Consider the following 19,418-nt stretch of genomic DNA (forward strand, 5'->3'; position numbering starts at 1 on the left):
GTTCTAGGTATTCCGATACAAATAAGTATTTGGAAGTATTTGGAGGACTGTGGTGAATTATGCCTGAAGAAGAAATGGAGTCCGAAGAAGATGTTGAGATGAAATTCATCCAGAAAAAGATTGCAGAAGGTATCAAGAAAAAAAGTGAGGAACTTAGGAAGAAGCTTGAGGAGGAATTTGCTGAGCGTGAAAAAGCTCTACGGAAAGGAATTGAGGCCCATGTAATTTCCAAGTTAGAGCAAGATTTTAAGAAGAGGGAAGAAGAAATTAGGGCTAAAGCAATGGAGGAATGCAAAGCAAAGATGAGTGCTGAGATCGCTGCAAAAGAAGCAGAGCTCAGGAAAATGTTTGAGACACAGCTCAAGGAGAGTGAAGAAGAAATTGAAGAAAGATACAGAGAAGAAATGGAAAAAGAGATAGAGTCAATGAAAGCGAAGCTTGAGCTTGAATTGAGGAAAAAAGAGGATGAATTGAAGGCAAATTATGAGTTGGAAGCGAAGAAAGCAGAAGAGGCTCGCGCTCAGAAGTTTGCAGAAGAAATGCGAAAAGCAGAAGAAAATCTACGCTCAAAAATGGAACTGGAGCTTAAGAAAAAGGAGGAGGAATTACGAACCAAGAGCGAGATGGAACTGAAGAAGAAAGAGGATGAACTTGTAAAACAGATGAACGCGAAACTTCAGGATGCAGAAAACAATCTACGCTCAAAAATGGAACTGGAACTTAAGAAAAAAGAGGAGGACATCAGAGCCAAACTTGACCTTGAATTTAAAACAAGGGAACAAGAAAGAGAAAGAGAAATGAGCATAGAGATAAGAAAGGCAGAGGAGGCGATAAGAGCGAAGATGGAATTGGAGTTCAAGAAACATGAGGAGGAACTCCGAAACAAACTGGAGATTGAATACAGAACCAAAGAAGAACGTCTTGAAAAGGAAATGGAGAACGAGATTAAGAAAATGGAGAATGCAATGCGGTCGCAACTGGAACTTGAGTTTGCGAAGAAGACAGAACAATTAAAGGAAAGTTATGAATTAGAATACAAGAAAAAACAGGAGGGCCTTGAGAAAGCATACCAGGAAAAGTTGGACAAGAAAGTTGAGGAGATGCGAAAGACAATTGAAGCAGAGATCAAAGCCAAATTTTTACAGAGAGGGGCGTATGGTGTTCTGAGTAGGAAGATCAAGAAGACCCCTTATCCATTCACTGCAATTGTGGGACAGGAAAACATGAAACGCGCCCTCATCTTGAGTGCTATAAATCCAAAGATTGGTGGTGTGCTAATCTGGGGAAATGAGGGGAATGGGAAATACACAGCCGTGCTCGGCCTTGCTCACTGTCTTTCTGAAATAAAGGAGCAGATTATCTCAGTGGATGCCACATCTGGTGTTGTTCTGAAAGAATGGTGGGAGGAAGATAGATATCTTACTGGTAACATATTCTCAAAAAATGGGCAGGCCACATATTTAATCGACACAGTTCTGAACAATGCCTGTTTGAGTATTCATACAGAGAAACTTAACAATTCACACCCGATGGTTGTTGTGGAGAATTTGAGGTCTGAAGAGGAGGAGATTCTTCACATTCTCAACAGGATGGCTCTTCATGTGCATGTTGAACCAATAAAGGACCTAGAACAGAGAATTGAAGTTATAAAGAGAGTGCGTGAGTTTAACAAGGACCCTGAAAAGTTCAGAGAGAAATATGCAAAGGATGAGGAGGAACTTACAGCCAAGATAATGAAGGCAAGATCAATTCTTCCAACGGTGACAATTTCGAACAAAATGATGGCTGTGATTGCAAGGATGTGTGTTCTTGACAAACAGGGAACCAATGTGGATGTACTCGTGGATGAGATTTCAAGAACAAATGCAGCATTCGAAGGCAGAGACCATGTCACCCAGGATGACATAATGGAAGCAGCTAACATGCTTCTTCTTCACCGGTTTGGGAGAAGGAAAGAGGCAGTGACAGAGGAAGAAGGAGAGGAGGAAGAAGAGGCTTGATGCCAAGATGCCAGATAGTAAAATCGTAATCTCTATATACTATTCATTATTTCAGAAATCAAGCAGGTGTGATCTAGTCTGGCTAGGATATTAGCCCTCCAAGCTAATTGCCCGGGTTCAAATCCCGGCACCTGCACTTTAATTTCTTGAATAATAGGTAGGGTTAATTCCCCAAAGCTATGTGCTGAGGTAGCCTAGCCTGGCGAAGGCGCTAGACTCGAGATCTAGTGGGCCAAAAGCCCTCAGGAGTTCAAATCTCCTCCTCAGCGCTAGAAACACAAAAGAAAAAAGGGTAGGAAAAATGGATTCAGCCCTGAGCCCGTACAACAGTTGTACAAAAGAAAAACGAAAGATAACTATCTATGATACCACACTTCGTGATGGAGAGCAAATGCCAGGTATTGCCTTCACAAAAGAGCAAAAACTGGAAATTGCCCATGCACTCGTGGATGCAGGAGTGAGAGAAATAGAAGCTGGATATCCCGCAGTTTCGGAAGAAGAGCGAGATGCAATAAAAGAAGTAAAGAGTACAACGAATGCAAGGGTTCTGGGCCTTTCAAGATGCAGGAAAGAAGACATTGAAGCATGTGCTGAGTGCAATATAGACCTCGTGCTACTATTTATTGCTACTTCTGAATTACATAGACGATGGAAGTTGAGGATGGAGAAAGAAGAGGTCCTGCAAGTGGCGAGGGAAAGCATTGATTTCGCAAGGAGTTTGGGTCTCAATGTCTGCTTTAGCACTGAAGATACAACGCGAACAGAACTTGAATTTCTACATCAAATTTATGAGATTGCGTATGAACATGGTGTGGGGAGGATTGGCATCACGGACACTGTTGGCTGTGCTGATCCAGGAGCAATATCATTTCTTGTAAAAGAGTTGAAAAAGAGATACAAGATACCTCTATCCCTTCATCTCCATAACGATTTTGGACTAGCTTGTGCCAACGCTCTTGCTGGTCTTGATGCAGGAGCCGATGCTTTTGCTGTCACTGTTATGGGAATAGGAGAGAGAGCCGGAAATCTCTCGCTAGAGCAGTTTGTGATGGCGGTCAAGTACTTACGGGGTATAGAAACAGGAATAGAAACTTCAAAACTCCAGCAATTAGCTGAAATTGTAAGCAGACATACAAAACTCAAGATTCCAAAAAACCAGCCCTGGATTGGTGAAAATATTTTCACACATTCATCTGGCATACATGCAATTGCTGTTCTTGATAATCCGTTTACCTACGAACCCGTCTCTCCTTCAGTCCTTGCAAGAGGACGGAGAATTTTACTCGGGAAACACTCTGGCAGGGGCGTGCTTAAGGCAAAACTACAGAAGTATGGTATCCAGATTTCTGATGAAGAGATTGAAAAGGTGCTTCTTGAGGTGAAGCGAGAAGGTACTAAAGAGGGTTTTGTTAGTGATGAGAAGTTGCTTGAAATTTTGGAAAAATTTAGAAATAAAAAATGAGCCCTGGTGCCAACTTGGAAGCAAAGTTATATATACCATTTCTATGTAAGCCCTTCTGCCTGTGAATAATGAGGCTATACAAGATAGCAGAAAGAGGTGTTGAATATGGCAAAACCAATGTATGTGAGGTTCGAAACCCCAAAAGAGGTTGCGGATAAGATTTATCAGCTGGTGCAGATGGCAAAGGAAACTGGCAAGGTGAAAAAGGGCACAAATGAAGTCACTAAGGTCTTGGAACGTGGTGATGCAAAGTTTGTGGTCATGGCTGAGGATGTAGACCCTCCTGAAATCCTTGCCCATATTCCAATGCTTTGCGAGGAGAAGAAAATCCCCTACGGCTATGTGCCTAGCAAGGTTTCCCTTGGAAATGCTGTCGGACTGGAAAAACAGTCCGCTTCTGTTGCCATTGTTGATTTCGGAAAGGCAAAACCTCTGATGGACGAAATTGAGCAAGCACTCAAAAATCTGAAGAAGTAGACAAACAGGTGAGATAAATGCCGGATGAATCTGCAAATGCAGAGGTTGTGGAAATTATAGGAAGGACTGGGATGACTGGTGAGGCAACCCAGGTTAAAGTCAGGATTCTTGATGGAAGGGACAAGGGGAAGATCATCACCAGAAACATTATCGGTCCAGTCCAAGTAGGTGATATACTTCACCTTCGAGAAACTGCTCGTGAAGCGAGAAAGCTCACAGTGAAGTAAGGAGATGAAAACATGCCAGCAATCAAAACATGCTCTTTTTGTGGAAATCCAATAGAGCCGGGAACTGGAAAGATGTTTATAAAGAAAGATGGCACAATTTACAATTTCTGTTCACGGAGATGTCAGAGAAACCTCCTCGACTTTGCAAGGAATCCTAGAAAACTGAAATGGACAGCTGTGTTTACAAAGGGGGCAGCGAAGAAGGAGAAAAAGAAAGTAGTAAAGAAGATAGTGGTGCCCGCAAAGGAAAAAGAGACAAAAGAAAAGAAGGCAGAGAATAAGGAGTGAAACCATGGAACGCACTTTTGTGATGCTTAAGCCCGATGCAGTCCAAAGAGGGGTCTGTGGTGAAATTATTGCGAGATTTGAGAGACGAGGCCTAAAAATTGTGGGGATGAAAATGCTCTGGATTAAGAGAGAACTTGCAGAGAAACATTATGCGGAGCATGTAGGGAAAAAATTCTTTGAGGGGCTTGTTTCTTACATTACTTCTGGACCTGTTATTGCAATGGTTATTGAGGGTAAGAATGCAGTGAAGCTTGTGAGAGATATGATGGGTAAAACTAATCCACAGGAATCGCTCCCTGGCACAATCAGAGGAGATTATTCAATCGACCTTGGAAGAAACATAATTCACGGCTCCGATTCTCCGGCAAGTGCCGAAAGAGAAATAGCTCTCTTTTTCACGAAAGAGGAGATTTTTGACTATAAACTTGCCACAGAAACCTGGATATACGAGTGAGTTTATTCATCTGCAGCTTTGATAACTACGAGTTTGCCGTGGAGCACACCCTTCAATGCCCTTAGGTGTTCTGCCAGTTTTTTCATTTCCAGAATTTTCCCCTTGATTGCAATTATCTCCATACAATGATGTTCTGAGATATGAATGTGTGTCGTTGAAATTATGTGATCATGCCAATCGTGCTGAAGATGGAGCAACTTTTCTACCACATCTCCAGCGTCGTGGTCGTAAATGAGCGTTAACGTGCCAAACCCCTCCGTAGTTTCGATTTCGGATGCAGTTTCAAGCAAAGCATCTCGAATCAAATCTCTTATCGCCTCAGACCTATTTGCGTAGCCCTTGCTCTTTATCATGGCGTCAAATTTATCTAGCAAATCCTTTTCGACTGAAACACCAAACCTTTCTACACCCATTTTCTCACCTATATTCTAAGTAATAGCTCTTTCATTGTAAGAGGACGAAACTCCTTTCGCATATCTCTTAGCAACTTCTCATAGTACAGAGTTTGATTCATAGCATTTTTCAGCTCTTTTTGCAAAATTTCACGTTCGGTATTAAGTGCAGAGAGCTTCGCTTTAATAGCCTCGACCTCTTTTTCTAGTTCCGCAACTCTTTCTGCAAATGTCTCAGCTGGCTGCAATTTACCTCACCTCGTCCTTGAGTTTGATTGCACTCATCTCTACTTTGCCTGCAGGTTCTGCGTGTAACATCTCTCTCATTCTATTTAACTCTAATTCAAGCATCTTGAGTTTTTCTGTGAAGGTTTCTATCTGTCTCTCAACATCCTCTAGCTTCCTGTTCAGTTCTACTGTTGCTTCTTCCCATTTCCTTTTTTCTTTCAAGGCAATTACTAGGTCATTGAGATTCATGATTGTCGTCGCTCCTTTTCCAGAGGTCTGGGTTTTCATAGAGAGCATATATCTCGTTTTCTGCAATTTTCTTTTTCTGGTTTGCTTGTTCAACAATACGGAAGATTTCCTCTTTGTTAAGAATCCAGTAATGAATACGCCAGGGCTTCCCTTTCTCCACAGTGGTATCTTCAAAGCCAGACCTGAGGATTCCATTGTCTTCCAGGAAGTAGAACATATCTCTATCCTCGTTATTCAACATGTTGTCAATAATTCTATCTTCAAAACCGAAGAAGCTCATTACATATTCAGCCAGCTTTTCAATATCCTCTTCCTCGTATGCTTTTCCCTTTAATTTTTCGCGGAGCGCTGCAGCCAGCATTTCAACAGAGACAAATCCCATACTACTCAAAAACCTGTATTCACTCCTTGCACTTATTCTTTACGGAGGAAATTCTCAGGAATTTGCCAAAGTTTTCTATATTTTTTCATCTCTCGCCTGGTTAGAAGGAAAATTCCAATTGCTAGAAGAATGACCAACAGTGCAGGGAATAGATATCGGACATAGATGGAGTAGTCAACTTGGCTTTTTAGAAAAATGGAGATTACATAGACAGAATAGATACTTTCCGTATTGTCTAGTGGATTTATTAACTTCGATTTAATCGTGAGGTTTAATGTTGTATTGTTTATGAGAAATGTGTCTAATTTGAAAGAGAATTCTTCAGTGCCAGAGATGTCAAATCTCTTTGTCATGAATAAGTCCTCACCCAGGAATATTTCTATGGCAAGATTAAATAGGGTATAGGGCGCATTATTTGTAATTCTAAGAGAAACCTCTACTACTTCTCCTTTTGTAAGATTCAAAATGAGCTCATTTTCCTGTGATAATGTTTTGTTTTTGATGTAATTCCCAATTGTAATCGAGAAATCCATTTTGACGGCAACGCATACGATAGTGGTTTTATTCATTGCTTCGCCATCGGCATTGCATTCCAATCTAATGGATTTATATCCTGCAGAAACGGGTATCCATGTGAAGTTAAGTGAATAGTTTGTGTTCGGATGGGTATTTCTAAGAATTTCTAGTCCTATAGTTTGGTTCGCACTGGAGGAGACTTCAACAAGTTTCACTTCGATTTGTGTATTTGCAGATACACTTAAAATCTCTACGTTAAATATTACATTTTGATTTATCTCAGGAAATCTAGGAGAGTATGTTATACTCGAAAGCTCAACATTTTTGGTTGCGTAAAACAGCACTTTGCCAGGAAATATGTCTGGGATTCCCGATTCAGTGGCGACCAAAACTTCCTTACTTGAATTTAATGGTTTAAAGAAAAGAACACTATTCGAGTTTCCGATGTCAGATTGACGTTTTTCATTCGCATATTTAACTGTCTTTGTCTGGCTATCCACGATATACACAAAGCCGTCCCATGTGGTGCAAGCAATATCTTTTATACTATCTCCTTCAAAATCTCCAATTGCGACCCCAAAAATTTGGGTATGGGCAACAAAAATATTGTTTATCTGTGTAGTTCCGTTATTGCCATTTCCGATTGAAATTACCCAGATGCTACCATCCCCACTTCCAGCCACAATTTCATCTATTCCATCTCCATTGAGGTCATCAACAGTAAGGGCTGATAAAATTCCAGGGATATAAGGACTTATGTATTTTTGGGTGAACTGTCCGTAGTAGTAATCAAGAACTCGCACTGTGCTTTCTGTGTTTCCTCGCCAATCCACGAAAACAATGTCCTTTCTTCCGTCTCCATCTACATCCCCCATTTTCACTTCGAAAACAGCATCCTGGGTCATTGTCAACCCTTTCATGAAAAGGAGACCAGCATTGTAGTTGTAGACAGCGATACTTGCTGTGCCTGTGCCCACTACGACCTCGTTTATCCCATCACCATCTATGTCACAAATACACAACCCAAAGATTGCACCATTTGTAAAATGAGATTTATCCCAGTCGAGCAGAATTTGATTTTCTAGGGCATCTATTATGTAAAGATGGCCATCGTGAGTAGCCACAAAAATCTCACCTCTGCTCTCTCCAGTCACATTCCCGACCGCAATCTTTCGCACATTACCACTTAATTCTTGAGATTCCCAAACAACAGTTCCATTCTCAGGCGAGAGTCCAACAACTTTGTTGTTGGAACCAGCTAGAACTACGAAGCTCCCGTTTCCAAAAATGTCTCCAGTGGCGAGTCCCCAACAGTAGGGTGCGATGTCTGTGCTGACTAACCTGGGTGAAATCACTTTTGTAACGTTGCCTTCAGACAAAGAGGAAGGAAAGATGCCGAGACCTGCAATCAGCATGAGCAAGCCAACAATCACAACCACAGATTTCATTTAAACTACCAATCACCACACTCTATATAAAATTTGCTTGCTTCCTTTAGACCCAGTGCCTCGTTATATGTTCATCTTCGGAACATTTATCTACCCTGAGAGATTTAATATGAACTGTGGAAGGTGAAAAACCATGACATGGAATGGACCATTGAAGAAACTGACAGATTACAAGTATGAAATAGAACAATCCTACAAGCCAGGAATGAAGGTATCTGGGATAGTTTATGCAGACGCAAAGATGATTGAGGATGTGCGAAAGGATAACTCGCTGGAGCAAGTTGCAAATGTAGCTACCTTGCCTGGAATAATTTCACATTCGATGGCAATGCCAGATATCCATTGGGGCTATGGATTCCCAATCGGTGGTGTCGCTGCCTTTGACTATGACACTGGAATAATCTCACCTGGTGGTGTGGGCTATGACATCAACTGTGGTGTCCGTCTCGTTCGCACGAATCTTACTTTGAAGGATGTGCAGCCAAAGATAAAGGAGTTGATTGATACAATCTTCACGAATGTTCCATCAGGTGTTGGCTCAGAAGGAAAGGTGAGGTTAACATATGAGGAGATGAAACTGGTGCTTGACCTCGGTGCTGAATGGGCTGTGGAAAAGGGTTATGGCTGGAAGGAAGACCTTGATTACCTCGAAGAAAATGGGCGACTTAAGTTTGCTGACTCCTCATTTGTTAGTGATAAAGCAATTCAGAGGGGAATGCCCCAGCTCGGCACACTCGGTGCGGGCAACCATTTTCTAGAGGTGCAGAAAGTGGAGGAAATCTATGAGCCGGAAGTAGCAAAGGTTTTTGGTATCTCAGCAAAAGACCAGATACTAGTGATGATACATACTGGCTCAAGAGGAGCTGGGCATCAGATTGCCACTGATTACATTGCGAAGATGGTGAATGCAGCAAAGAAATACAACATTCATCTGGAGGATAAGCAACTTGCGTGTGCACCAGCAACGTCAACTGAAGGCGAAGAATATCTGAAGGCAATGGGATGCGGTGCTAATTATGCCTGGGCTAATCGTCAACTAATCCTTCACTGGGTGAGAGAAGCATTCCAGAGAGTTTTCAAACAAACGCCGGAATCGATGGATATGCATGTGATTTACGATGTGTGCCACAACATCGGTAAGATAGAGGAGCATGAGGTTGGGGGAAAGCGAAGGAAGGTGGTGGTACACAGAAAAGGTGCTACAAGAGCATTCGCTCTTGAGAGGCCAGAGATTCCATTGCCTTACAGAAGAGTGGGACAACCCGTTCTCATTCCTGGAGACATGGGTACCTCAAGTTATCTGCTCGTTGGTACAGAGACAGCAATGCAGGAAACCTTTGGTTCCACATGCCATGGTGCCGGCAGAGTAATGTCCAGAGAGGCGGCAATAAGGCGTTTCAGACCGAATGATGTTAAAGATTCTCTCATGAAGCAGGGAATTTATGTGCGGGCAGCCAGCAAGGAAGTGCTTTCAGAGGAAAGTCCAGAAGCATACAAGGATGTGGATGATGTGGTGCGGATTGCACACAATGCAGGCATTTCCAGGATGATTGTGAAGATGCGACCAATTGGTGTGATGAAGGGCTAAAAATGAAGGCACTTTTCTGGGAGAAAAAGGAGAGCAATGCAGTAAGATGCAATCTGTGCGCTCATCACTGTGTAATCCAGAATGGAAAGTGTGGAATTTGTGGTGTGAGAGAAAATAGAGATGGGGAACTACATACGCTCATCTATGGACTTTATTCTTCTGTTGCCATTGACCCGATTGAAAAGAAGCCACTCTACCACTTCTTTCCTGGCTCTGAAATTCTTTCATATGGCACAGTGGGCTGCAACTTCAAGTGCCTTCACTGTCAGAACTACACAATTTCCCAGGCAAAACCCTCAAACTCCTACCTTGAAAAAACTACCCCAGAGGATGTGCTCAAACTTGCGAAACGCTACAAGGTTCCAGGTGTTGCCTGGACTTACAACGAGCCAACAATCTGGTACGAGTTCACCTACGATTGCTCAAAACTTCTCCATGAGAACGGAATAAAGAGTGTTTATGTGACTAACGGTTACATCGAAAAGGACCCACTCAAGCAGATAGCACCTTATCTGGATGCAATGAACATTGATGTAAAGGGCTTTACAGAAGAATTTTATGCTAAGGTAGTTCATGCGAAATTAAAACCTGTGCTGGAAACCTGTGAACTTGCTTACAACCTCGGAATTCACATAGAACTGACATATCTTGTGATACCTACCTACAATGACAGCGAGAAGGAATTTGTCGAGTTTGTAAAATGGGTGAAAGAGAAATTATCTCCAGAGGTTCCAGTGCATTTTACAAGATTTCATCCTGATTATATGTTGACTGATGTATCTCCAACTCCTCTAGCTACACTTAGAACAGCTCACAGAATTGCGAAGGAGAATGGGCTTGCAAATGTTTACATTGGCAATGTGTGGGGCGAACCGGATATAACATACTGTCCGAGATGCAACGAACCATTGATAGAGCGCGAAGGTTTTTCAGTTGTTTACAACAAAATAAAGGAAGGGAAATGCTTTAAATGTAAAGAAAAAATATTTGGAAGATTTTAGGGCTGCTGCTGTTTGTCCCGCGATTCTTCACCCTGGATTTCCTGGGCTTCTCCTTCCTGTCCCGGTGCCATCGGCTTCCGGATCACTTTTTTCGGAATTACCACCTTTGCTGCAGTGGGTTTTCTTATTACAACGACTTTGGGTGCTCCTGGCGATGCCTGTTCCGGCTTGAATTCGAGAACTGCCTTTTCAGGTTGTTGCTGTTCTGGTGAGGATGGAGGTGCGCCACGAATCGGAAGCGTTGGCATTTCTTCTTTCGGTTCAGAGGGTTTTGGAGGCAGTGGTACCTGTGGTTTTGGAGGTGCTTGTGGTATTGGAGGTTGTTTTTGTGCTTCTGCTTGTTTTACAGGAGGAACTTGTGCAGGAGGTGCTGTTGGTTGAACGGTCTTCTTAGGTTCTTCGATCTTTTGAGGGGTTGGGCCCTTTTCTTCAGCTTTCCCTACCTTCTCTTCTTCTTTTGAAATTTCTACCCTCTTCACGCCCGGTAGTTTTTCAGATTGAACCAGTTCTGCACCTTCAAGTGAAGAACCACACTTCAAGCATACCTTTGCAGTTTTCTCATTCAGGGTAGTGCACTGTGGACACTTAAGGGCACCTTTCTTCTTGAGTTCCTCTTCTTTCAGCCACTGCGTGTAGGTCCTGTAAGTAGGTTTGTTCTTCCACCAGGCCCAGAACGCGCTCTCAGAATACTCTTTACCAAGCTCTTTCTTTGCCTCTGTCTTGAATTTTTCAACATAGGCATTAAACTCTTTTCTCATCATTTCTTCGTAACTCTCTGCTTCAACTTTCTTCCCTGTGAATACAGTGCCACATTCTGGGCACACAGTTGCCTTTCCGTCTATCCATGCACCGCATTCACTGCACTTAACTGTTGTGACTTCAAACTCAGTACCGCACTTCGGACACTTGGTTGCATTTTCTGGAATGTATGCACCACATTCACCGCACTCCACGAGCTTCCCTGCAGCCCTGCGGAAGTAGAGGAAGACAACTGCCAGAGAGACTCCCACAACAGCAATTATTGCAATGATGACCATGAGCCATGGGAATTGAGGCGGCGGCACTGGTTTCTCAACGCTAAATAAAGTGCTGGATACCTCTACATCTGGGTAATCTGGACAGGAAACCACCACTCTGTACTGGCCTGGTTCTTTCAGCTGTATCAGTGTTACTGTAAAGTTGCCGTTCTGATCTGTAGTAACTGCCTGCTGGTACACAATGTCATCATTCAGGAACATAACTACATTCACATTTATACCCTGAATTCCTTCTCCAGTTGCCTCTCTTAGAATTTGGCCAGAAACCACGGGTGTATCATCAATGTTGAAGGTAAGGGGGAGCTGTGCAATGGAAATCAGCAGTTTGGCAGAAATAATTGTTAGGTTAAGGTCGAGCATGTTGTTCGTATAGTTCTTCTCCACTATTGTGTGGTTTCTGTTCAAAACCGCATAAAGCGAGGTATTTGAGTCAAGATGCACAATCCATGTGAAGTTTGTTGTCAATGTAGAATTTGCGTCTATTGACAAATTGGCAGACACTATCAAGTTCTCATCACTGATGTTGCCCGCGAATATCTCTAAAGAGAAATTCTCAATTGCATAATTCACGCTGTTTGAAATATTCAACCAGAGTATAGCTGTGTCTCCTGCAGTAAAGTTGACAGTCTTATTTCCATTCTTTTCAGCATAGAAATCTAAAATCTGGATGTCTGGTAGTGGAATCACTTCAATCAGTTTCTCTGCATTGTTGTTTGCAGTGTTCTTTTCTAAATATGGTTGTTCACATCTCAGTACTGAGACAAGAATTCTTCCAGGCATTGACGCATTCCAGGGTATTGAGATTTCGGTCGTAGAGAGCGCAGGAATGTTGGGAATAACAACACTTGCTATGAGGTAAGTGTCATTGTATATCTCCACTGTAACATTGTGGGCAGGTGTGTCTGCAAGGTTGGCAATGGTAACATTGATTGTTAATGGCGTATCTTCCATCGCTTTGTAAACAGGAGTATTTCCAAAGAGAATCTGGATGTTGTTCGTGTCGACTTCAAGGTCAGGCGGAGAATAAACTTTCAGCACAAAGGTTTCCGCATCATACACTCTGTCCACTTCCACACGTAGATTCACTATGTGGTTTCCAGGTGAGGCAACAAGATAATTGAAGGAAACATTCACTGACTGGTTAGCGTTCAAAGAGGTTATGAATTCCCTGAAACTCTGGTGGAGATAGGTATCTTCAAGAACAACCTCGAAGTTTGTCATGTTTACATTTCCAGTGTTCTTAACTGTGAGGTTGATGTACACATTTTCATCGTAAGGCAAAGCGTCCTTTGATATATTCAAGCCAATAATCTCGATAGATGGGTTAAACCATACACCTTGACTGATTGCAATGTTGTTTGCCTTGCTTGTTTCATTGAAGAGGTTGATGGGGTCAATCTCTACCTTTATGCTGTGATTACCAGGCAATGAGGGCAACCACTGGATGGAAAGATAAATCACATCCCCCGACAGAATATTTATTACGGTGCGGTTGATTTCTGTTTCTGTGTTAGCATCCAGATTTAGATCGTAAACCACAATTGTAACATTTATTCCGTTCCTTGGCCCGATGTTTCTCACCGTAATGTTTACAGTGCCACCTGAATAGTAGTCAAAGGTTGCGGGCACCTTAATATCACCCGTGCTCACAGCAAAGTCAGGCACCTGAGCAGTGTATGTGAGGTTGAGTTTTACAACATTAACAGTTGATGGATAGGCTTCAAATGAGATGCTTGCGCTTTGGTTCTCTCCCGCAAACTCTGCAATTACCTTGTAGTTGCCAACAAAGAAGGAGGTACCTCCAATGCTCTGTATTGAGTAGTTTACTATGTCTGTAAGGAGCACAAATCTGGCATTTCCGTAGAGGTCTGTGAGAAGAGTATCTGCAATTGTGCCGTTAGAGGCGAAGCTCACTGTGATGTTCACGCTGTCTAGCGGGTTCTTGTTTCCATCAAGTGCCAGAACATCGAGGTATCTGTAAATCCATGCTTCTGCTCCATCAGCAGTTATTATGTCATCTACTCCACCAGATAGTGTGGTATTCACAAGCACTGCACTGGCGTTTGGTGCAAGCACAATCTGGAACGGACAATATATGTCCTGTAGGTAGAATTTCACCGCTGAAATAGCTATGCTCTGCCAGAACCCCTCTATTAGACTTCCTCCAATCATTGTGAACTCACTTGCGGAAATGTTCAATGTAGCATCTGTAAATTTGGTGTTGAACAGCAGATATTTACAGTTCTGGGTACCAAGGACAGATATGGTAGTTATCCTCGAATTCGCTGCTGAAACCGTTGCATTCTCTATTGTAACAAAATAGTATGGATAGTTGCCTTGGATCTGACTATTTTTCATAATTAGGGTTCCGTCAGAGTAAATGTAGATGCCATAGGCGTAGGCAGTAGGCTGAGTAAGAATCAAGGTCGCATTGTCTAGGATAAGGGTACCATTGAAACCGATGAGAATTGAACCATACTGGTATGCAGTGGTATTTGAAATTTCCACAGTCGTATTTTCAATTAACAGCATTGAACCAGGATTATACACAATAAATTCCATAGTAGCAGCATTGTTCTCCTTTGAAGTTTCAGTTATCTCTGATCCTGGGTCTGCAACCAATATCAGGGTTCTGTAGCCAGTCAGGTGTGCTGTGTATGCGAAATTAATCTGCTGGCTTCCTCCTGCAAGCACTGTGATTCTATCAGAGAACACGGTTTCAAGCCCATCATAGATTTCAACAAGGAGATTCTCCGCTCTGCTGGTGCCAAGATTCTCAACCTTTATGGTTCCATTCATGATTGCACCATAAGGAACAAGCGTTGGGAAGGTTGTTGCGAAGCTCACAGCAACATCTGGTGCTGCAGGAATTGTTTCGGTGATTTCCAAACCCTTCTGCCAGGAGTAATAACATGGCATTGTTATGTTGTACCAGTATCCGCTTCCAAAGGCGATGTTCACAATGTAAACACCCACAAAGTTAGAGTAGTATGGAGTTGTGGCATCCACTATGTCAGTGGGGAGCACAAATCTAGTTGTGCCGTTTGCTGTTGTGCTGCTTGCTACCTGGTTCATCTGAATATCATATACATTTACCATCGCTCCATCTAAACCCGCATTATTCAGGTCTGTGAGGAAGATATCCAGATACCTGTAAATTTTTACAATTGCTTGTTGGTGGGCAAGAATTGCATCTGGTGTTTCTGGCAGGTTGACTGCCACGAGTGTAATGTTGTCTGCGTCATTGAAACTGAGAGCTCTATCAAATGAGGTGTTTTCTGCATATGCTCTGCCATGGAATTCTAGGATTTCTGTTGTGAAAACCGTGTTTGAGAAGAGGATGTCTGTCGATTGAAGCAGTAGAGAGGTATTGAATGTGGAATTTCGGAGTTTGAATGCGATAGCGCTCCCGCTTACCGCGGCATTTCCCAAAGCAGAGCTGTTGGCATAAACCTCTGAGTTCTGGAGTTCAACACTATATTTGTAATCGCTCGTAAGGGTTGCCTTTTCCAACACCAATTTGCCACTGTTGATGTACACACCAAAACTGAAATCCGATGTCTGGGTGAGTTTGAATGTGGTGTTTATGAGGATTAATGACCCGTTTTCAATGTAGACCATACCGCTGCAAATGTAGTACATATTGGTAAGTGTAACTGTAGTGTTTATTATCACAAGGTCAACACTCGGGCGGAATACAGTCACATCAACTTCGCACGAATTATTTCCTTCGTTGCTCTCAGTTATGTTATTGTTCGGGTCTCCAAGCACAATAATTTTATGAATGCCCGGCTGACTTGGAGTCCAGTTGAACTGGAGATTAACAGAAGAACTGCCGGCCACGCCAACTGTTTGCCTTCCCACAATGTTCTGATTGCCACCGATTACATCATAAACCACAATTTCAGCGTTCGGTGCATAGGCATTGCCAGTGTTGTTCACACTCACATTTATTGAGAGTGTTGAGCCTACAGAGACAAATGATGGAAGACCAGTAAGCCAAACAGAAAGGTCAGGCAAAGGTGTTGTTAGCACGCGGTCAATTTGCACTGTATTTTCCCAGTATGGATAACTCTTGAAGGAGATATTGCTCCAGTAAATCTCAGAACCAAATGTAATCTTTACAGTGTACATCCCGACAAAATAGGAACTCTGGTATGTTGTGGCATTAATTATGTCCGTAAGCAATGTCAGTGTCGCAAACCCATTGGCGCCTGTGCTGGCAGAGCCGGAAAGCGTCCCATTAAGATAACCATAGGCCTCCACAATCGCACCGGAAACTGGTTGGCCATTCAGGTCTGTGACATTTACAACTAGATATCTGTAAATTTTGGCTATTGCGTTATCTCTTGCCAAAACGGAGTTTTCGCTTTCTGGAAGTGTAGCATTTATCAGGGTGCACACATCTTCACTAGATAACTCAGAGAGATTCTCGTTTATTAAAATGTCTTTTCCATAGAATTGACTTGCGTGAATTTCGTATCTTTGGGCTACTATTATATCGTCAATGTACCAGCCAATATCATTCTGACTTGCATTTGACACAAGTGTAAACCTTATCTTCACGAGATTGCCCACATACTGACTTATGTCAATTGTCGCTTTTGTCCAGGTCGTCGTTAAACCTGTGTATCTTGCAATCTCTTTCCAGTTTGTGCCATCCTCTGTGATTTCCACAATTGCTACATCATCTGCGAGTTTATAGAATTGGTAGTATTCTAGGAGGGCATTCGGGGCATCAATTAGAGAGATTTCTGGAGACACCAATACATAGGTTGTGGAGTTCTCATATTTTCCGTTTCTGTCCTTATCTAGAAGCTCTGTGCCAAATGAAACATTCCCTGAATGCGGTGAAATGTACTTGGGTGTGCCTGCTTCCCATGAACCATTTCTGGCAGGAATCGTGTAGTTACTCCATCTGGCTGTGTCACTTTCAAAATCCTCAGATAGATAAACAGAACCCTGCTGCTGGTTGAGTGTTATGTTCACATTCTCCAGGTTGATTTTCTGTACATTCAGACCAAGTAAACAGCTTTCTACCAAAGAATCCTTAAGGTCCACAACCGCGTTTCCGTGACCCATGATTGTGAGATTCTCAAAAGCGGCTTTTCTTGTCACAAGTGCTCCATTATCTTCTATGCTGAGCATCAAACTTTTATCTGCAGCAATCCTCGCATTGTTTGTTAGGTACAAACTACCATTTTCGCTCACAATTATCTGATACTGATAATTCCTCACCTGCGAAACATTGAGCGTAGTGTTGTCAAGAGTTAAGTTTCCATTGCCCTTGATTATTATGAAACCTGCGTGAATATATGGATTTATGTCCTTCAGTGTGCGGTTCGGGTGTGCAGGCGTACCGTCAATGAAGAGGTCTGCGCCCTCTCTATATACCACGACCTCATGGATAAGCAAGTTATTCTGCTCCTCCAGCTCATACACCTCGTTATTTGCATCAACGACAATCACAATCTTGTATTTTCCAGCCGTTGCTTTTGTCCACATTTGGGATGGTAGGTTCACACTTTGGCCCACAGCAAGTTGATTGCATTCCACAGACGCAAAGACAGTGCCTCCAGCAAGAGGATGTCCCTCATAAAATACCACACGGAAGTGTGTAGCATTAGCTGTGCCAACATTTGAAACGGACACATTCAAAACAAGAGGTGTGTTTGCAACGACAAATTCTGCAGGCATCATGGTAAAACTCAATGTGAGGTCTGGGTGGTCAAGAGTTTGAGCAAGCGAGATGTTCAATTGTCTTCTGTTACTCTCACCAGTAATGTTCGGATAGGCAGAAAAGCTCAGATTATGGGTTGAAGTAAATGTTCCATTTGCACTGTTGTAAGCCATGAAAACTCTATAATTCCCATACGGCATTGAATTTGGCCAAAATGCAGCTGAAATATTATCTGTGACAAGAGGAATCGAGCAGAAACCACTTTCGTTTGTAATATTGTAGTTTGCTACAGTCCTTCCGAGTGTAGTAAGGGCATAGGGAGCATGGGGCGCAGTGCTCATGTTGTTAAGCTTCTCAACCCTTGTTTGAATTTCTCCTGGGATACCATTGTAAGATACATTAACATAAGCCCCGGATACTGGCAAGTTCTGGGCATCTTTCAAAATCACATCTAACCACCTATATAGGTAGACCTCAGAGGTAGCATCCGTAAGAATTGGTGTATCTGCATGGTCTTGAGATTGCGACTCATTTACAGTGATATTCACGAAATAGCCAAAGCTGTTACTCCTCAAATTTATTCTGTTGTGTTGCGGATTGGCATTGTCTTTTGGCACTTCTGGATTCTGTGAAGATAAGAAGTCAACATCAAAGTAAGTGTTAATTGCAATTACATGGGTGTTCTCAAATATTATGTCGTACTGGTCCCTCTCATTTACACCAATGTAAACTTCTGCATATATCACAAGTTTGTCTACAAAAACATTTAAAGTGTCGTTTAGGTTCTGATATCTTATCTGAAGATTTGATAGATTGCCAAATGTAGTGGCACCAATCGTATAGGTTTCTGTGATATCTGTTGTGCGGTTGTTGGGTGCAATAGTAGTGTCTTGCCAGGTAACTCCACCATCGAAAGAAATTTGCATTACAGTGGGAGAAATATAATCTGCATCAGTGCGGTATGTTATGTTTAGCCAGGCGTTCAAAACATTACCAGTATTTCCGAGTGTGTCAAAGTTTTGAATGTGCATCATTCTGCCGGCTCCAACAACGTAATAATTCCCATCGGTGAAGTTGAGTGGCCCTGTGTTTGCATTGGTTGTGTTGTCAGAAACACCTTTGTAAAGAGGTCTCAGTTCGTAAACTGCGTTTGCGTAGGCATTTTGATACGATTTGTCTATGCTGGAATTGATAAATACAATCCGACTGTTTACGGTCTTGAGTACAGGGCCATCATCAAGAGTATCTATCTCACTTGGTTCCTGGTACTGTGATGGAGGAGTAATTGCAGAAAGATTTGAATTGATGAAAGTAAGATTCGAGCCAGAAACATTGAAGTAACCTGGAAATGCAATTTTTGAGTTGTTGATATAAGAATCACCAGCGTTGGTCATTGAGATGTTGAAGAGTACATAAGGAAGAAGCTGACTAGTACTGACTGTTAGTTGTGCATTCTCCATTATTATTTTTCCGCCATCCTTTACGGAAAGCCAGTAATGATGAAAAATATCTTGTAGGAAGTAAAGCTCTGCATTCCTTATGATTAATGTGCCTCCATTTTGGACGGTAATGTTACCCTTCATTCCATACTTTCCTGTCTCACCAGAAAGTGGGTCAATCGTGAGGCTATTTATCTCAAAAACACTTGTCCCATTGATTACAAGATTCCCGAATTCATCCTGTACAACCTCAGCTTTTGCTCCAGTCTCCTTCATAAATGTGTGCACTCCGGGTAGCAAGAGCATTAGCATCACAGCCAAACACAAGCATTTGGAACACAATCTATTTGCCAGCATTTTTCTTCACCTTCTTTCAAGTTATACCAAGATATTTATTGCTATATATATAGTTAACACCTACACCATGACTTCGGAAAGTTCATAGAAAGTTTGAATAGAAAAAAATCCATCCCCGCTCTAAAATCAACCAGAGGGGATGGAATGTCAACACAACAAGTCCATATATCGTCCGAACTAAAAAAATATATCG

Annotated in this window: 14 protein-coding genes and 2 tRNA genes; 10 read left to right on the forward strand and 6 right to left on the reverse strand. The window is 42.3% G+C overall.

From position 1 onward, the window contains the following. Positions 1 to 59 precede the first annotated feature (59 nt). The 8 genes from QXD64_01630 (at position 60) to ndk (ending at position 4,908) form a co-directional block, all read left to right on the forward strand. A complete protein-coding gene (locus QXD64_01630; protein MEM3396016.1) occupies positions 60 to 2,000 on the forward strand; it encodes a hypothetical protein in 1,941 nt (646 codons plus the stop codon). Positions 2,001 to 2,062: 62 nt separating this feature from the next. After that, positions 2,063 to 2,136, forward strand: a tRNA-Gly gene (locus tag QXD64_01635). 47 nt (positions 2,137 to 2,183) lie between these two features. Then, positions 2,184 to 2,269, forward strand: a tRNA-Ser gene (locus QXD64_01640). A gap of 32 nt (positions 2,270 to 2,301) precedes the next feature. After that, positions 2,302 to 3,462 carry a homoaconitate hydratase gene (gene aksA, locus QXD64_01645; GenBank protein MEM3396017.1) on the forward strand — a complete coding sequence of 387 codons (1,161 nt, stop codon included), beginning with the start codon at positions 2,302 to 2,304 and terminating at the stop codon, positions 3,460 to 3,462. Between the two features lie 105 nt (positions 3,463 to 3,567). Then, positions 3,568 to 3,939 (forward strand): 50S ribosomal protein L7Ae, encoded by a 372-nt coding sequence (gene rpl7ae / locus QXD64_01650; protein MEM3396018.1) that lies wholly within the window; start codon positions 3,568 to 3,570, stop codon positions 3,937 to 3,939. 17 nt (positions 3,940 to 3,956) lie between these two features. Then, positions 3,957 to 4,166 carry a 30S ribosomal protein S28e gene (locus QXD64_01655; GenBank protein ID MEM3396019.1) on the forward strand — a complete coding sequence of 70 codons (210 nt, stop codon included), beginning with the start codon at positions 3,957 to 3,959 and terminating at the stop codon, positions 4,164 to 4,166. A gap of 12 nt (positions 4,167 to 4,178) precedes the next feature. Then, positions 4,179 to 4,454 carry a 50S ribosomal protein L24e gene (locus tag QXD64_01660; GenBank protein MEM3396020.1) on the forward strand — a complete coding sequence of 92 codons (276 nt, stop codon included), beginning with the start codon at positions 4,179 to 4,181 and terminating at the stop codon, positions 4,452 to 4,454. A gap of 4 nt (positions 4,455 to 4,458) precedes the next feature. Continuing rightward, positions 4,459 to 4,908, forward strand: coding sequence for a nucleoside-diphosphate kinase (ndk, locus tag QXD64_01665; GenBank protein MEM3396021.1), 450 nt, complete (start codon positions 4,459 to 4,461; stop codon positions 4,906 to 4,908). A 2-nt stretch (positions 4,909 to 4,910) separates the two neighbouring features. Here ndk and nikR read toward each other — a convergent pair whose 3' ends face one another. From nikR to QXD64_01690, 5 genes are read right to left on the reverse strand one after another with little or no spacing between them, the layout of a single operon-like run. Next, positions 4,911 to 5,321 (reverse strand): nickel-responsive transcriptional regulator NikR, encoded by a 411-nt coding sequence (gene nikR, locus QXD64_01670; GenBank protein MEM3396022.1) that lies wholly within the window; start codon positions 5,319 to 5,321, stop codon positions 4,911 to 4,913. A gap of 8 nt (positions 5,322 to 5,329) precedes the next feature. After that, a complete protein-coding gene (locus tag QXD64_01675) occupies positions 5,330 to 5,548 on the reverse strand; it encodes a hypothetical protein (GenBank protein ID MEM3396023.1) in 219 nt (72 codons plus the stop codon). 1 nt (position 5,549) lies between these two features. Further along, entirely contained in the window at positions 5,550 to 5,777 is a 228-nt protein-coding gene (locus QXD64_01680) for a hypothetical protein (protein MEM3396024.1), read from the reverse strand. Continuing rightward, positions 5,764 to 6,159: a DUF6015 family protein gene (locus QXD64_01685; protein ID MEM3396025.1), complete on the reverse strand. Its 396-nt coding sequence runs from the start codon at positions 6,157 to 6,159 to the stop codon at positions 5,764 to 5,766. The genes QXD64_01680 and QXD64_01685 overlap by 14 nt, the downstream gene beginning before the upstream one ends. A 32-nt stretch (positions 6,160 to 6,191) precedes the next feature. After that, positions 6,192 to 8,123, reverse strand: a complete 1,932-nt coding sequence (locus QXD64_01690; GenBank protein MEM3396026.1) for an FG-GAP-like repeat-containing protein — start codon at positions 8,121 to 8,123, stop codon at positions 6,192 to 6,194. A gap of 133 nt (positions 8,124 to 8,256) precedes the next feature. On the opposite strand from QXD64_01690, the gene QXD64_01695 reads away from it, so the two are divergent. Together QXD64_01695 and amrS are read left to right on the forward strand one after the other, a co-directional pair. Further along, complete coding sequence (locus QXD64_01695) at positions 8,257 to 9,711, forward strand: RtcB family protein (GenBank protein MEM3396027.1); 1,455 nt, start codon at positions 8,257 to 8,259, stop codon at positions 9,709 to 9,711. 2 nt (positions 9,712 to 9,713) lie between these two features. Further along, the gene (gene amrS, locus QXD64_01700; protein MEM3396028.1) at positions 9,714 to 10,712 is read left to right on the forward strand and encodes an AmmeMemoRadiSam system radical SAM enzyme; all 999 of its coding nucleotides are present in this window, start codon (positions 9,714 to 9,716) and stop codon (positions 10,710 to 10,712) included. On the opposite strand, the gene QXD64_01705 is transcribed toward amrS, so the two are convergent. Further along, positions 10,709 to 19,225, reverse strand: a complete 8,517-nt coding sequence (locus tag QXD64_01705; protein MEM3396029.1) for a CARDB domain-containing protein — start codon at positions 19,223 to 19,225, stop codon at positions 10,709 to 10,711. The two genes, amrS and QXD64_01705, sit on opposite strands and share 4 nt — an antisense overlap. Between the last annotated feature and the right edge of the window lie 193 nt (positions 19,226 to 19,418).

This window comes from Thermoplasmata archaeon (assembly GCA_038874435.1).
Lineage (GTDB): Archaea > Thermoplasmatota > Thermoplasmata > Lutacidiplasmatales > SKW197 > SKW197.

What these genes read in the sequence shown, in the direction of transcription:
- QXD64_01655 (MEM3396019.1), top strand. Translation starts at nt 3,957, where the DNA reads ATGCCGGATGAATCTGCAAATGCAGAGGTTGTGGAAATTATAGGAAGG.
- amrS (MEM3396028.1), top strand. Translation starts at nt 9,714, where the DNA reads ATGAAGGCACTTTTCTGGGAGAAAAAGGAGAGCAATGCAGTAAGATGC.
- QXD64_01690 (MEM3396026.1), bottom strand. Translation starts at nt 8,123, where the DNA reads ATGAAATCTGTGGTTGTGATTGTTGGCTTGCTCATGCTGATTGCAGGT.
- QXD64_01705 (MEM3396029.1), bottom strand. Translation starts at nt 19,225, where the DNA reads ATGCTGGCAAATAGATTGTGTTCCAAATGCTTGTGTTTGGCTGTGATG.
- aksA (MEM3396017.1), top strand. Translation starts at nt 2,302, where the DNA reads ATGGATTCAGCCCTGAGCCCGTACAACAGTTGTACAAAAGAAAAACGA.
- QXD64_01630 (MEM3396016.1), top strand. Translation starts at nt 60, where the DNA reads ATGCCTGAAGAAGAAATGGAGTCCGAAGAAGATGTTGAGATGAAATTC.
- QXD64_01695 (MEM3396027.1), top strand. Translation starts at nt 8,257, where the DNA reads ATGACATGGAATGGACCATTGAAGAAACTGACAGATTACAAGTATGAA.
- QXD64_01685 (MEM3396025.1), bottom strand. Translation starts at nt 6,159, where the DNA reads ATGGGATTTGTCTCTGTTGAAATGCTGGCTGCAGCGCTCCGCGAAAAA.
- ndk (MEM3396021.1), top strand. Translation starts at nt 4,459, where the DNA reads ATGGAACGCACTTTTGTGATGCTTAAGCCCGATGCAGTCCAAAGAGGG.
- QXD64_01680 (MEM3396024.1), bottom strand. Translation starts at nt 5,777, where the DNA reads ATGAATCTCAATGACCTAGTAATTGCCTTGAAAGAAAAAAGGAAATGG.
- rpl7ae (MEM3396018.1), top strand. Translation starts at nt 3,568, where the DNA reads ATGGCAAAACCAATGTATGTGAGGTTCGAAACCCCAAAAGAGGTTGCG.
- QXD64_01660 (MEM3396020.1), top strand. Translation starts at nt 4,179, where the DNA reads ATGCCAGCAATCAAAACATGCTCTTTTTGTGGAAATCCAATAGAGCCG.
- nikR (MEM3396022.1), bottom strand. Translation starts at nt 5,321, where the DNA reads ATGGGTGTAGAAAGGTTTGGTGTTTCAGTCGAAAAGGATTTGCTAGAT.